Source organism: Bacillus sp. PS217 (assembly GCF_037963535.1).
GTDB lineage: Bacteria > Bacillota > Bacilli > Bacillales > Bacillaceae > Bacillus > Bacillus subtilis.
Window position 1 is genome coordinate 18,447 of the sequence record NZ_CP150157.1, and the last position, 14,054, is coordinate 32,500.

13 protein-coding genes, 3 tRNA genes, 2 rRNA genes, 1 other RNA gene and 1 other annotated feature (1 of these 20 only partly in view) are annotated in these 14,054 nt (G+C 44.6%); of the genes, 15 read left to right on the forward strand and 4 right to left on the reverse strand.

All coding sequences use genetic code 11. The features are described 5' to 3' along the window. Positions 1-140: 140 nt before the first annotated feature. The 4 genes from pdxS to NSQ83_RS00095 all read left to right on the forward strand — a co-directional run bounded on the left by pdxS (position 141) and on the right by NSQ83_RS00095 (position 3,463). The gene (gene pdxS / locus NSQ83_RS00080) at positions 141-1,025 is read left to right on the forward strand and encodes a pyridoxal 5'-phosphate synthase lyase subunit PdxS (RefSeq protein WP_339238843.1); all 885 of its coding nucleotides are present in this window, start codon (positions 141-143) and stop codon (positions 1,023-1,025) included. A 21-nt stretch (positions 1,026-1,046) separates the two neighbouring features. After that, positions 1,047-1,637, forward strand: a complete 591-nt coding sequence (pdxT, locus tag NSQ83_RS00085) for a pyridoxal 5'-phosphate synthase glutaminase subunit PdxT (protein WP_029726364.1) — start codon at positions 1,047-1,049, stop codon at positions 1,635-1,637. A 52-nt stretch (positions 1,638-1,689) separates the two neighbouring features. Next, positions 1,690-1,902: a binding site (T-box leader), on the forward strand. Between the two features lie 56 nt (positions 1,903-1,958). Next, positions 1,959-3,236, forward strand: coding sequence for a serine--tRNA ligase (serS, locus tag NSQ83_RS00090; protein WP_003247131.1), 1,278 nt, complete (start codon positions 1,959-1,961; stop codon positions 3,234-3,236). A gap of 134 nt (positions 3,237-3,370) precedes the next feature. Then, positions 3,371-3,463: transfer RNA gene (locus NSQ83_RS00095), tRNA-Ser, on the forward strand. A 111-nt stretch (positions 3,464-3,574) separates the two neighbouring features. Here NSQ83_RS00095 and dck read toward each other — a convergent pair. The 4 genes from dck to NSQ83_RS00115 form a co-directional block, all read right to left on the reverse strand. Next, the gene (gene dck / locus NSQ83_RS00100) at positions 3,575-4,228 is read right to left on the reverse strand and encodes a deoxyadenosine/deoxycytidine kinase (protein WP_003226792.1); all 654 of its coding nucleotides are present in this window, start codon (positions 4,226-4,228) and stop codon (positions 3,575-3,577) included. Beyond that, positions 4,225-4,848 carry a deoxyguanosine kinase gene (gene dgk, locus NSQ83_RS00105; protein ID WP_003226790.1) on the reverse strand — a complete coding sequence of 208 codons (624 nt, stop codon included), beginning with the start codon at positions 4,846-4,848 and terminating at the stop codon, positions 4,225-4,227. The genes dck and dgk overlap by 4 nt, the downstream gene beginning before the upstream one ends. A 98-nt stretch (positions 4,849-4,946) precedes the next feature. After that, a complete protein-coding gene (locus NSQ83_RS00110; RefSeq protein ID WP_085187897.1) occupies positions 4,947-6,230 on the reverse strand; it encodes a glycoside hydrolase family 18 protein in 1,284 nt (427 codons plus the stop codon). 69 nt (positions 6,231-6,299) lie between these two features. Then, on the reverse strand, positions 6,300-6,845 hold the full coding sequence (locus tag NSQ83_RS00115; protein WP_085187900.1) for an isochorismatase family cysteine hydrolase: 546 nt from the start codon (positions 6,843-6,845) through the stop codon (positions 6,300-6,302). An 85-nt stretch (positions 6,846-6,930) separates the two neighbouring features. On the opposite strand from NSQ83_RS00115, the gene tadA reads away from it, so the two are divergent. The 11 genes from tadA to NSQ83_RS00170 all read left to right on the forward strand — a co-directional run. Further along, the gene (gene tadA / locus NSQ83_RS00120) at positions 6,931-7,416 is read left to right on the forward strand and encodes a tRNA adenosine(34) deaminase TadA (RefSeq protein ID WP_003226784.1); all 486 of its coding nucleotides are present in this window, start codon (positions 6,931-6,933) and stop codon (positions 7,414-7,416) included. A gap of 82 nt (positions 7,417-7,498) precedes the next feature. Beyond that, positions 7,499-7,763, forward strand: an RNA gene (gene ffs / locus NSQ83_RS00125) — signal recognition particle sRNA large type. Positions 7,764-7,892: 129 nt separating this feature from the next. Next, complete coding sequence (gene dnaX / locus NSQ83_RS00130; RefSeq protein ID WP_003247135.1) at positions 7,893-9,584, forward strand: DNA polymerase III subunit gamma/tau; 1,692 nt, start codon at positions 7,893-7,895, stop codon at positions 9,582-9,584. Between the two features lie 23 nt (positions 9,585-9,607). Next, complete coding sequence (locus tag NSQ83_RS00135) at positions 9,608-9,931, forward strand: YbaB/EbfC family nucleoid-associated protein (RefSeq protein ID WP_003225427.1); 324 nt, start codon at positions 9,608-9,610, stop codon at positions 9,929-9,931. Positions 9,932-9,945: 14 nt separating this feature from the next. Continuing rightward, positions 9,946-10,542, forward strand: coding sequence for a recombination protein RecR (gene recR / locus NSQ83_RS00140; protein ID WP_003225425.1), 597 nt, complete (start codon positions 9,946-9,948; stop codon positions 10,540-10,542). 17 nt (positions 10,543-10,559) lie between these two features. Beyond that, complete coding sequence (locus NSQ83_RS00145; protein WP_003242387.1) at positions 10,560-10,784, forward strand: YaaL family protein; 225 nt, start codon at positions 10,560-10,562, stop codon at positions 10,782-10,784. 66 nt (positions 10,785-10,850) lie between these two features. After that, on the forward strand, positions 10,851-11,114 hold the full coding sequence (bofA, locus tag NSQ83_RS00150) for a sigma-K factor-processing regulator BofA (protein WP_003225421.1): 264 nt from the start codon (positions 10,851-10,853) through the stop codon (positions 11,112-11,114). Between the two features lie 245 nt (positions 11,115-11,359). Then, positions 11,360-12,909: ribosomal RNA gene (locus tag NSQ83_RS00155) — 16S ribosomal RNA — on the forward strand. Between the two features lie 102 nt (positions 12,910-13,011). After that, positions 13,012-13,088, forward strand: a tRNA-Ile gene (locus NSQ83_RS00160). A gap of 11 nt (positions 13,089-13,099) precedes the next feature. Then, a tRNA-Ala gene (locus NSQ83_RS00165) sits at positions 13,100-13,175 on the forward strand. An 80-nt stretch (positions 13,176-13,255) separates the two neighbouring features. Next, positions 13,256-14,054: ribosomal RNA gene (locus NSQ83_RS00170) — 23S ribosomal RNA — on the forward strand; it runs 2,129 nt beyond the window's last position. The 16S and 23S rRNA genes sit together here with 2 tRNA genes alongside, the layout of an rRNA operon.

The following is a 14,054-nucleotide window of genomic DNA, read 5'->3' on the forward strand; positions in this document are numbered from 1 at the left end:
AACCAATTTTTAATAAAAAATGATTTTCAAAGCGCTAAAAACCGAATAAAATAGTATATATCCATATGAATTATTGGATTTCTAGGATACAATAAGAATTAGAAATCATATAACTATACCTTGATTAGGGGGACCAAGAAATGGCTCAAACAGGTACTGAACGTGTAAAACGCGGAATGGCAGAAATGCAAAAAGGCGGCGTCATCATGGACGTCATCAATGCGGAACAAGCGAAAATCGCTGAAGAAGCTGGAGCTGTCGCTGTAATGGCGCTAGAACGTGTGCCAGCAGATATTCGCGCGGCTGGAGGAGTTGCCCGTATGGCTGACCCTACAATCGTGGAAGAAGTAATGAATGCAGTATCTATCCCGGTAATGGCAAAAGCGCGTATCGGACATATTGTTGAAGCGCGTGTGCTTGAAGCTATGGGTGTTGACTATATTGATGAAAGTGAAGTTCTGACGCCGGCTGACGAAGAATTTCATTTATATAAAAATGAATACACAGTTCCTTTTGTCTGTGGCTGCCGTGATCTTGGTGAAGCAACACGCCGTATTGCGGAAGGTGCTTCTATGCTTCGCACAAAAGGTGAGCCTGGAACAGGTAATATTGTTGAGGCTGTTCGCCATATGCGCAAAGTTAACGCTCAAGTGCGCAAAGTAGTTGCGATGAGTGAGGATGAACTAATGACAGAAGCGAAAAACCTAGGTGCTCCTTACGAGCTTCTTCTTCAAATTAAAAAAGACGGCAAGCTTCCTGTCGTTAACTTTGCCGCTGGCGGCGTAGCAACTCCAGCTGATGCTGCTCTCATGATGCAGCTCGGTGCTGACGGAGTATTTGTTGGTTCTGGTATTTTCAAATCAGACAACCCTGCTAAATTTGCGAAAGCAATTGTGGAAGCAACAACTCACTTTACTGATTACAAATTGATCGCTGAGTTGTCAAAAGAGCTTGGTACTGCAATGAAAGGGATTGAAATCTCAAACTTACTTCCAGAACAGCGTATGCAAGAACGCGGCTGGTAAGAACATAGGAGCGCTGCTGACATGTTAACAATAGGTGTACTAGGACTTCAAGGAGCAGTTAGAGAGCACATCCATGCGATTGAAGCATGCGGCGCGGCTGGTCTTGTCGTAAAACGTCCGGAGCAGCTGAACGAAGTTGACGGGTTGATTTTGCCGGGCGGTGAGAGCACGACGATGCGCCGTTTGATCGATACGTATCAATTCATGGAGCCGCTTCGTGAATTCGCTGCTCAGGGCAAACCGATGTTTGGAACATGTGCCGGATTAATTATATTAGCAAAAGAAATTGCCGGTTCAGATAATCCTCATTTAGGTCTTCTGAATGTGGTTGTAGAACGTAATTCATTTGGCCGGCAGGTTGACAGCTTTGAAGCTGATTTAACAATTAAAGGATTGGACGAGCCTTTTACAGGGGTATTCATCCGTGCTCCGCATATTTTAGAAGCTGGTGAAAATGTTGAAGTTTTATCGGAGCATAATGGTCGTATTGTAGCCGCGAAACAGGGGCAATTCCTTGGCTGCTCATTCCATCCGGAGCTGACAGAAGATCACCGAGTGACAAAGCTGTTTGTTGAAATGGTTGAGGAATACAAGCAAAAGGCACTTGTATAAAACAGTTGAAAGCTGTGGAAACTTATAGTACATTATAAGCACAAATAAAGATCGAAAAGCGTTGATAGGAACTAGTAGGGAGCCTCTCTTTCTAAGAGAGCCGATGGTTGGTGCGAATCGGTGAAAGATGCTGTCTGAATCCATCCTTGAGCGAAATGCTGAAGCAAGTAGGCATTTACGGGATAACCGTTATGTTTGAAAGTGGAAAACGAGTCTTTGATTTGTTTTCAATCAGGGTGGCAACGCGAGAGCTCTCGTCCCTTTATGGGGATGAGGGCTCTTTTTATTTTCGATAAATCAATAAAAAAAGGAGTGTTTCGCATGCTTGATACGAAAATGCTGAGAGCAAATTTTCAAGAAATTAAAGCAAAGCTTGTACACAAAGGCGAAGACTTAACTGATTTTGATAAGTTTGAGGCGCTGGATGATAGACGAAGAGAGCTTATCGGCAAGGTTGAAGAGTTAAAAGGAAAACGAAATGAAGTTTCTCAGCAGGTTGCTGTGCTGAAGCGTGAGAAAAAAGACGCGGATCACATTATTAAAGAAATGCGTGAAGTCGGCGAGGAAATTAAAAAGCTCGATGAAGAATTACGGACAGTGGAAGCTGAGCTTGATACAATCCTGCTCTCAATCCCAAATATTCCGCATGAGTCTGTACCTGTCGGTGAAACAGAAGACGACAACGTAGAAGTGCGTAAATGGGGTGAAAAGCCTTCATTTGCTTATGAGCCGAAGCCGCACTGGGATATTGCGGATGAGCTGGGTATTCTGGATTTTGAACGTGCTGCCAAAGTAACAGGAAGCCGTTTCGTGTTCTATAAAGGCTTAGGTGCTCGTCTGGAGCGTGCGCTTTATAACTTTATGCTTGATCTGCATGTGGATGAGTATAACTACACTGAAGTGATCCCGCCATATATGGTAAACCGCGCAAGCATGACGGGAACGGGGCAGCTTCCTAAATTTGAAGAGGATGCATTTAAAATCAGAGAAGAAGATTATTTCTTAATTCCAACGGCGGAAGTGCCGATTACAAACATGCATCGTGATGAAATCCTTTCAGGTGACAGCCTGCCGATCAACTATGCGGCATTCAGTGCTTGCTTCCGTTCTGAAGCTGGTTCAGCAGGACGTGACACACGCGGATTAATTCGTCAGCACCAATTTAATAAAGTTGAGCTTGTAAAGTTTGTGAAGCCTGAAGATTCTTATGAAGAATTAGAGAAGCTAACAAACCAAGCAGAACGGGTTCTTCAGCTGCTTGAGCTTCCATACCGTGTCATGAGCATGTGTACGGGTGACTTAGGCTTTACGGCTGCGAAAAAATACGATATCGAAGTTTGGATTCCAAGCCAAGACACATATCGAGAAATCTCTTCTTGCAGCAACTTCGAAGCGTTCCAGGCGAGACGTGCGAATATTCGTTTCAGACGTGAAGCGAAAGGCAAGCCTGAGCATGTACACACACTGAACGGTTCAGGACTGGCGGTTGGAAGAACAGTTGCTGCTATCTTAGAAAATTATCAGCAGGAAGACGGAAGCGTTGTGATTCCGAAAGTGCTTCGTCCTTATATGGGGAATAGAGAAGTAATGAAACCGTAAATTATGGAAAGGCGTGCCTGACAAGGTGCGCCTTTTTGCTTATGTAAACACGGCATTTTCATAAAAACAAAAAAAGTTTTTAAAAATGCTTGACCACACGAGAACATACGTGATATAGTAAGTCTTGTCGATACGGAGGAATACCCAAGTCCGGCTGAAGGGATCGGTCTTGAAAACCGACAGGGGTGTCAAAGCCCGCGGGGGTTCGAATCCCTCTTCCTCCGCCATATTGATTTTAATTCTAATGAAACACAAGCATATATTGGAGATTGTTTTGTCCGTTGCATTCGGTGCGGCGGATTTTTTATTTTAAAGAAAAAGTGAATCTCGACTGAGATTCACTTTTTTTGATTATCATGAATAACTGAAGCAATTTGATCTACAATATTTTCAATCGAGTTTTCGTCGTTAAGAAGATCATAATCTTCAATGCGAAGTTTTAAAACAGGGCAGGCATTAAAACCGCTTATCCAGTTCTCGTAGCGTGTATGCATTTCTTCCCAATAAGACCTGCTTGTCTGAAGCTCCATCTCACGGCCGCGTTGTTCAATCCGGTTTAAAATGTTCTCCAGATCTCCTTCTAAATAGATCAGCACATCTGGGTGTGGGAAATACGGTGTCATTACCATTGCTTCGAAAAGGCTTGTGTAAGTCTTATAATCAACCTTTGACATTGTCCCTTTATCAGCATGCATTTTTGCGAAAATTCCTGTATCTTCATAAATCGAACGATCCTGTACAAAACCTCCGCCGGCTTCAAAAATTGTTTTCTGTTCTTTGAAGCGTTCAGCTAAGAAGTAAATTTGAAGGTGAAAGCTCCAACGTTCAAAATCATGATAGAACTTTTCCAAATATGGATTATGATCGACTTCCTCCAAAGATGTTTTAAATCCAAGCCGTTTAGCTAAAGTTTTTGTTAAAGTCGATTTTCCGACACCTACTGTTCCTGCTACTGTAATAATTGAATTCTTAGGGATATGATGTTCCTTCATACGATAAGCTCCTTTACATGGGCGGCAATGCGTTCAAAGTCGCTCTTATTCAAAACGAAATCCTTTGAATCACCATCTACGGTTAACACTGTAAGTTCAGGGTCTGCTTCCTGCAGCTGCTTGATGGCGACTTCATAATCTGAAATCAGCTGCTCCAAATAGCTAGTTTCAATTTTTTTCTCAAAGGGGCGCCCGCGTTTTTCAATGCGGTGTAGCAATGTAGGCAGACTGGCCTTTATGTAAATGATGAAATTCGGCTTTGGCAGATCATCCGTTAGCAGGTGATATATCTTTTTGTATTTTTCCAGCTGATGTGGAGACAAGGTGCGTTCCGCAAAAATCACATTTTTATAAATATGATAATCAGCTATTACAGGCTGTCCCTTTTTTAAAAAGTGATCACTGGTGTCTTCAAGCTGTTTGTATCTGTGACAAAGAAAAAACATCTCGAGCTGGAAGCTCCATTCCTCTATATTGTCATAAAACTTATCAAGGTACGGGTTATCCTCTACAATCTCATTGATCATAGGGAATCCGAACTCTTGTGAGAGCATCGTTGCGAGAGTTGTTTTTCCTGCCCCGATAGGACCTTCTATTGCAATAAAAGGGGCTGTATTCATCGGAATCCTCCTTATATCTGAAAAACGTGCGTCAGTTACCGACCTTCATATTGTATCACAACCCTTGGGTGCCCCCATGAAAAAAAGACGTTTCCAAATTATCGAAACGTCTTTTTGACAACATTAAATTGATCAGACAGCAGCAGCCAGTTTTGTGGAAAGGAAAGACCCAGCTTCCAATAGCTAATGCCTCTTAAATTCAGCTCTTTAATCAGATTGAATTTTGCTTGGATCGAGCGGGCATCCTCGAACCATACCTCGTGCCTTCTGTTTTCTGCATCAGTATAGCGGAAGAAAGGAGCTTGAGCGGTTTGGTCATACTGAATGGAAGCATTGTTCTGATCAGCTATGACAATGGCTTGCTGAGGGCTTACTGCTCTTGCTGGAGTTCCCCCTGCTGTATATGGCAGCGTCCAGTCATATCCATATAAATTCTGGCCCATGACAATTTTGTTCGCAGGCATTTCAGTCAAAGCATATTCTATGACATCACGGACAGGTCCAATTGGAGAAACCGCTTGAGGCGGCCCGCCGCTATAGCCCCATTCATATGTCATGAGAACAACAAAGTCGACAATTTGGCCATGCGCCCTGTAATCATGAGCTTCATACCATCTGCCCTGCTGTGTTGCACTTGTTTTAGGAGCAAGAGCCGTAGAAATTTCTAAGCCCTCTCGATGAAAAAGATCCCTTGCTTCGCGGAGAAATTGATTATAGGCCTCTCTATCCTGGGGCCGCAAATATTCAAAGTCGAAATGAATGTCACGGAAGCCATATCTCTTGGCATTCTCCACTATTTCATTTAGAAGCCTTCTTTTTACAGTTTCGTCGTTCAAAAGGATCCGGCCAAGTTCATCACTAAATGCCTGGTTTTCTAGGTTCGTTATAATCATCATCAATGTTGTATTTTGACTTTCTGTAATGCTCCTTAAATTTGTTAAAGGCGGTGCGACTAAGGTTCCGTTCCGCTGTGCCTGGAAGCTGAATGCGCCAAGGTACGTTAAGTAGGGCGACGCTTCTCTGGCCGCCTGCTGGAGATTTTCGCTGACTTGATTTCCTCGGGGCTCCAAATAAGCATTTGATTCGATGTCTCGTTTAGGAGCTGGTGGGATGTATATACGGAAACCAATCTGAAGCACGGTATTTAACTGGATGCGGTTAACCCTTGCGAGCTCGGCTGCCGTTGTATTGAACTGCCGGGCGATAGATGTCAGGGTATCACCTCGCTTCACATCATAGAACTGGCCAGCTATTGGAATGACAATGGTTTGTCCGACAACAAGGCTGTCGGGATTCGGTATTTCATTCGTTTCAGTGATGTCATTTGCGGTTGTTCTATATTGTGAAGCGATAGCAGAAAGAGTGTCGCCTTGTTTTACCACATAAATTTGAATGAAAAACGCCTCCTTTCATATCGCTATCAATGTATGAAAGAAAAGCGCTGATCATGTTTATTTTTCTGTAATTTGTTCTTCCGTCGTAATTTCTGCGAAAAGAACATTCTCCATCATAGTTAAGGCGAATTTGTTATCTTCGTCACTGTTTGACGCGATACAGTCCTTAGGAATCGTGATGCTGTATTCCCTCATATAAGCGTCATTAGCGGTAAACAGCACACATATATTGCCGGCTATACCTGTTAAGATAATATGTCTCACCTGCAACTCAGTAAGAAGGGTGTGAAGTGCAGTTTCGTAGAAAGCGGAATGTTTTGGTTTGATTAAAAAATAATCAGCATCTTCCGGGGCTATCTTTGTGATGATATCCTTGCTTCTTTCATTTGTGCATTCTTGCTGAATGTTTTTAATGTCAGCTTGCCAAAGTCCATAATGATCATTGATGTAAATAATCGGCCATTCATTTTGTCTCGCGTGCTCCTTTAATGATAAAATATGAGGAACGATTTTCTCTGTTTTTTTAGCGAGGGTTTCTCCCATATCGAATTCAAAATTATTGATCATGTCTACAATGAGAAGGGCTGTATCTGCTTTGGACAATCGACAGTCTCCTTTCCGTTTCAGTTATAGTTAATATGTAGCCTTTTTAGGCAATGAAAAAACTTTGAAAAGAGAGCTTATCCTTATGACACAAGATGAACTTTATATGAAAGAAGCAATTAAAGAAGCGAAAAAGGCTGAAGAGAAAGGTGAAGTGCCAATAGGTGCGGTGCTTGTCGTTAATGATGAAATTATAGCGCGTGCACATAATTTAAGAGAGACTGAGCAACGATCTATTGCCCATGCAGAAATGCTTGTGATTGATGAAGCGTGTAAGGCACTGGGAACATGGCGGCTGGAAGGTGCGACTCTTTATGTGACGCTTGAGCCTTGTCCAATGTGTGCTGGTGCAGTCGTACTTTCTCGAGTGGAAAAAGTGGTTTTTGGCGCATTTGATCCGAAAGGCGGCTGTTCAGGCACGCTAATGAACCTTCTTCAGGAGGAACGCTTTAATCATCAGGCTGAAGTGGTGAGCGGTGTACTTGAGGAAGAATGCGGCGGAATGCTCAGTGCGTTTTTCAGAGAACTAAGAAAAAAGAAGAAAGCCGCCAGGAAAAACTTGTCTGAATAGTACGGTTGCAATTTTTAGGGGAAACAGATATACTTAAGTGTGCATCGTAATAGATGCAACATAAAATTTGATATTTATTTTGCCGTGCTAAGCGGGGAGGTAGCGGTGCCCTGTACCTGCAATCCGCTCTAGCAGGGCCGAATCCCTTCTCGAGGTTCGTTTACTTTAAGGCCTGCCTTAAGTAAGTGGTGTTGACGTTTGGGTCCTGCGCAATGGGAATTCATGAACCATGTCAGGTCCGGAAGGAAGCAGCATTAAGTGAAACCTCTCATGTGCCGCAGGGTTGCCTGGGCCGAGCTAACTGCTTAAGTAACGCTTAGGGTAGCGAATCGACAGAAGGTGCACGGTAAATCAATCATCAAATTTTCAGACTCACCTAACATTAGGTGAGTTTTTTGTTATGTAAAAAGAGCTTTTGGAATCGAAACAAGGTTCATGTATAATGGGAATGATGAATAACGGAGGAGGGCAAACCCGTGAGTTACCAAGCTTTATATCGAGTATTCAGGCCTCAGCGCTTTGAAGATGTGGTCGGACAAGAACACATTACAAAAACGCTGCAAAATGCCCTTTTGCAAAAAAAGTTTTCTCACGCCTATCTGTTTTCCGGGCCAAGAGGAACCGGAAAAACCAGTGCAGCCAAAATATTTGCTAAGGCTGTCAACTGTGAACATGCTCCTGTTGATGAGCCATGCAACGAATGTGCGGCCTGTAAAGGGATAACAAACGGGTCAATATCCGATGTCATAGAAATTGACGCCGCTTCTAATAACGGTGTTGATGAGATTCGTGACATTCGTGATAAAGTGAAGTTTGCCCCATCGGCCGTAACATATAAGGTATATATCATAGATGAGGTGCATATGCTTTCTATCGGCGCTTTTAATGCATTACTAAAAACATTAGAAGAGCCGCCTGAGCATTGTATTTTCATATTAGCAACAACTGAACCGCACAAAATTCCTTTAACCATTATCTCTAGATGTCAGCGTTTTGACTTTAAACGAATTACCTCCCAAGCGATTGTAGGCCGCATGAATAAAATTGTTGATGCTGAACAGCTGCAAGTGGAGGAAGGATCGCTGGAAATCATCGCGAGTGCTGCAGACGGAGGGATGAGGGATGCCCTGAGCCTTCTTGATCAGGCCATATCATTCAGCGGCGATATCCTGAAAGTCGAAGATGCGCTTTTAATTACGGGTGCTGTTTCTCAATTATATATCGGGAAGCTTGCAAAATCCCTGCATGATAAAAACGTTTCTGACGCACTGGAAACATTAAATGAATTGCTTCAGCAAGGAAAAGATCCAGCTAAGCTGATAGAAGATATGATTTTCTATTTCAGGGACATGCTGCTGTACAAAACAGCCCCTGGCTTAGAGGGAGTGCTTGAGAAAGTAAAAGTCGATGAAACGTTCCGGGAACTAAGTGAACAAATTCCGGCTCAGGCCCTATATGAAATGATTGATATTCTGAACAAGAGCCATCAGGAAATGAAATGGACAAATCATCCGCGTATCTTTTTCGAAGTGGCCGTTGTGAAGATTTGCCAAACCTCACATCAATCTGCTGCTGATCTCCCGGAAGTGGATATGCTGATGAAAAAAATCCAGCAGCTCGAACAGGAAGTAGAGCGGCTCAAAACAACGGGCATAAAAGCAGCTGCGGAAAGCCCGAAAAAAGAAGCGCCGCGTGTGCCAAAGGGCGGGAAATCCAATTACAAAGCGCCAGTAGGCAGAATTCATGAGATTTTGAAGGAAGCCACAAGACCGGATCTTGATCTGCTCAGAAACAGTTGGGGCAAGCTTCTTGCTCATCTCAAACAGCAAAACAAAGTATCACATGCCGCTTTACTGAATGACAGTGAACCTGTGGCTGCCGGATCGGCGGCATTTGTTCTGAAATTCAAATATGAAATTCATTGTAAAATGGTCGCTGAGGATAACAACGGAGTCCGGACTAATCTTGAGCAGATTTTAGAATCGATGCTCGGAAAAAGAATGGATTTGATTGGCGTTCCAGAAGCACAATGGGGTAAAATAAGAGAAGAATTTTTAGAAGATCATCAGCAGGAAAATGAAGGATCAAATGAACCGGCTGAAGAAGACCCGCTTATTGCCGAAGCGAAAAAGCTTGTTGGAGCGGATTTAATTGAAATAAAAGACTAACAAAATGAAAGAGAGTGAATGCTATGCGTGGCGGAATGGGTAATATGCAAAAAATGATGAAACAAATGCAAAAAATGCAAAAGGACATGGCGAAGGCTCAAGAAGAGCTTGCAGAAAAGGTTGTTGAAGGAACTGCAGGCGGCGGTATGGTAACAGTAAAAGCAAACGGCCAAAAAGAAATCCTGGATGTTATCATCAAAGAAGAAGTCGTTGATCCTGAAGATATTGATATGCTTCAAGATTTAGTGCTTGCTGCAACGAATGAAGCTTTGAAAAAAGTTGACGAAATCACAAACGAAACAATGGGTCAATTTACAAAGGGAATGAACATGCCAGGTTTATTCTAGGGGGATAAAAGAACATGCAATATCCTGAACCAATATCAAAGCTGATTGACAGCTTTATGAAATTGCCAGGGATCGGACCGAAAACAGCGGTTCGTCTGGCTTTTTTTGTTCTAGGTATGAAAGAAGATGTAGTATTAGATTTTGCGAAAGCATTAGTAAATGCGAAACGCAACCTGACATATTGTTCAGTTTGCGGGCATATTACAGATCAGGACCCTTGCTATATATGTGAAGATACGCGCAGGGATAAGTCTGTTATCTGTGTTGTGCAAGACCCTAAGGATGTTATCGCTATGGAGAAAATGAAGGAATACAACGGACAGTATCACGTTCTTCACGGCGCTATTTCTCCAATGGACGGCATCGGACCGGAGGATATTAAAATACCAGAATTGTTAAAACGATTACAGGATGATCAAGTGACAGAAGTGATCCTCGCGACAAACCCTAATATAGAAGGGGAAGCAACGGCGATGTATATATCAAGGCTCCTCAAGCCGTCTGGTATTAAGCTCTCCCGTATTGCCCACGGACTGCCCGTCGGCGGTGACTTGGAATATGCTGACGAGGTCACTCTTTCTAAAGCACTTGAAGGAAGACGTGAATTGTAAGGAGGAAAAAGCGATCCATGGGTTTTCTTCGCAAGAAAACATTAAGAAGAGAGTTTGATGAAAAACTAACCGAGCAGCTTTTTAAGCAAAAGGAAGAGTGGAACAGGCAAAAAAAGCTGGTTGAAAAAAGCTTAGAACCGTCTGCTGAAGTGTTATACGAACTGAAAGTAGCTGAAGCGAAGTATTTTTTTTACTTAAGGGAAGCGAAGCAGCGAAATTTAAAAATCAGCCGGTGGAAGTAAGTGGTCTAAACTCCTGGATCTTCTCATAAGCTTGTACTAGAACAAGCGAAGGAGATGAGAAGATTCATGGAGCCTATTTTTATTATTGGGATTATTTTAGGACTGGTTATTCTTCTTTTTTTATCAGGTTCAGCTGCGAAGCCTTTAAAGTGGATTGGCATCACAGCTGTTAAATTTGTGGCAGGTGCTTTGCTGCTGGTTTGTGTAAATATGTTTGGCGGCAGTCTTGGCATTCATGTGCCGATTAATCTGGTTACAACAGCTATCAGCGGAATTTTAGGGATACCCGGAATAGCTGCGTTAGTCGTCATTAAGCAATTTATCATTTAATTGATATTATGTATTGACTTAGACAACTGAAGGTGTTATTCTAATATACGTCGCTGATGACGAACAGCTTTTTTGAAAAGAAAATGCTAAAAAGTTGTTGACAGTAACGACGGTAAATGTTATGATAATAAAGTCGCTTAAACGAGCGGTAAACAAAGTTCTTTGAAAACTAAACAAGACAAAACGTACCTGTTAATTCAGTTTTTAAAAATCGCACAGCGATGTGCGTAGTCAGTCAAACTACTTTATCGGAGAGTTTGATCCTGGCTCAGGACGAACGCTGGCGGCGTGCCTAATACATGCAAGTCGAGCGGACAGATGGGAGCTTGCTCCCTGATGTTAGCGGCGGACGGGTGAGTAACACGTGGGTAACCTGCCTGTAAGACTGGGATAACTCCGGGAAACCGGGGCTAATACCGGATGGTTGTTTGAACCGCATGGTTCAAACATAAAAGGTGGCTTCGGCTACCACTTACAGATGGACCCGCGGCGCATTAGCTAGTTGGTGAGGTAACGGCTCACCAAGGCAACGATGCGTAGCCGACCTGAGAGGGTGATCGGCCACACTGGGACTGAGACACGGCCCAGACTCCTACGGGAGGCAGCAGTAGGGAATCTTCCGCAATGGACGAAAGTCTGACGGAGCAACGCCGCGTGAGTGATGAAGGTTTTCGGATCGTAAAGCTCTGTTGTTAGGGAAGAACAAGTACCGTTCGAATAGGGCGGTACCTTGACGGTACCTAACCAGAAAGCCACGGCTAACTACGTGCCAGCAGCCGCGGTAATACGTAGGTGGCAAGCGTTGTCCGGAATTATTGGGCGTAAAGGGCTCGCAGGCGGTTTCTTAAGTCTGATGTGAAAGCCCCCGGCTCAACCGGGGAGGGTCATTGGAAACTGGGGAACTTGAGTGCAGAAGAGGAGAGTGGAATTCCACGTGTAGCGGTGAAATGCGTAGAGATGTGGAGGAACACCAGTGGCGAAGGCGACTCTCTGGTCTGTAACTGACGCTGAGGAGCGAAAGCGTGGGGAGCGAACAGGATTAGATACCCTGGTAGTCCACGCCGTAAACGATGAGTGCTAAGTGTTAGGGGGTTTCCGCCCCTTAGTGCTGCAGCTAACGCATTAAGCACTCCGCCTGGGGAGTACGGTCGCAAGACTGAAACTCAAAGGAATTGACGGGGGCCCGCACAAGCGGTGGAGCATGTGGTTTAATTCGAAGCAACGCGAAGAACCTTACCAGGTCTTGACATCCTCTGACAATCCTAGAGATAGGACGTCCCCTTCGGGGGCAGAGTGACAGGTGGTGCATGGTTGTCGTCAGCTCGTGTCGTGAGATGTTGGGTTAAGTCCCGCAACGAGCGCAACCCTTGATCTTAGTTGCCAGCATTCAGTTGGGCACTCTAAGGTGACTGCCGGTGACAAACCGGAGGAAGGTGGGGATGACGTCAAATCATCATGCCCCTTATGACCTGGGCTACACACGTGCTACAATGGACAGAACAAAGGGCAGCGAAACCGCGAGGTTAAGCCAATCCCACAAATCTGTTCTCAGTTCGGATCGCAGTCTGCAACTCGACTGCGTGAAGCTGGAATCGCTAGTAATCGCGGATCAGCATGCCGCGGTGAATACGTTCCCGGGCCTTGTACACACCGCCCGTCACACCACGAGAGTTTGTAACACCCGAAGTCGGTGAGGTAACCTTTTAGGAGCCAGCCGCCGAAGGTGGGACAGATGATTGGGGTGAAGTCGTAACAAGGTAGCCGTATCGGAAGGTGCGGCTGGATCACCTCCTTTCTAAGGATATTATACGGAATATAAGACCTTGGGTCTTATAAACAGAACGTTCCCTGTCTTGTTTAGTTTTGAAGGAACTTTGTTCCTTGAATAAGTTAAGATGGGCCTGTAGCTCAGCTGGTTAGAGCGCACGCCTGATAAGCGTGAGGTCGGTGGTTCGAGTCCACTCAGGCCCACCATCTTATATAACGGGGCCTTAGCTCAGCTGGGAGAGCGCCTGCTTTGCACGCAGGAGGTCAGCGGTTCGATCCCGCTAGGCTCCACCAACGTGTTCTTTGAAAACTAGATAACAGTAGACATCACATTCAATAGTAATACAAGATATCACATGGTGATTCTTTTTAACGGTTAAGTTAGAAAGGGCGCACGGTGGATGCCTTGGCACTAGGAGCCGATGAAGGACGGGACGAACACCGATATGCTTCGGGGAGCTGTAAGCAAGCTTTGATCCGGAGATTTCCGAATGGGGAAACCCACCACTCGTAATGGAGTGGTATCCATATCTGAATTCATAGGATATGAGAAGGCAGACCCGGGGAACTGAAACATCTAAGTACCCGGAGGAAGAGAAAGCAAATGCGATTCCCTGAGTAGCGGCGAGCGAAACGGGATTAGCCCAAACCAAGAGGCTTGCCTCTTGGGGTTGTAGGACACTCTATACGGAGTTACAAAAGAACGAGGTAGATGAAGAGGTCTGGAAAGGCCCGCCATAGGAGGTAACAGCCCTGTAGTCAAAACTTCGTTCTCTCCTGAGTGGATCCTGAGTACGGCGGAACACGTGAAATTCCGTCGGAATCCGGGAGGACCATCTCCCAAGGCTAAATACTCCCTAGTGACCGATAGTGAACCAGTACCGTGAGGGAAAGGTGAAAAGCACCCCGGAAGGGGAGTGAAAGAGATCCTGAAACCGTGTGCCTACAAGTAGTCAGAGCCCGTTAACGGGTGATGGCGTGCCTTTTGTAGAATGAACCGGCGAGTTACGATCCCGTGCAAGGTTAAGCAGAAGATGCGGAGCCGCAGCGAAAGCGAGTCTGAATAGGGCGCATGAGTACGTGGTCGTAGACCCGAAACCAGGTGATCTACCCATGTCCAGGGTGAAGTTCAGGTAACACTGAATGGAGGCCCGAACCCACGCACGTTGAAAA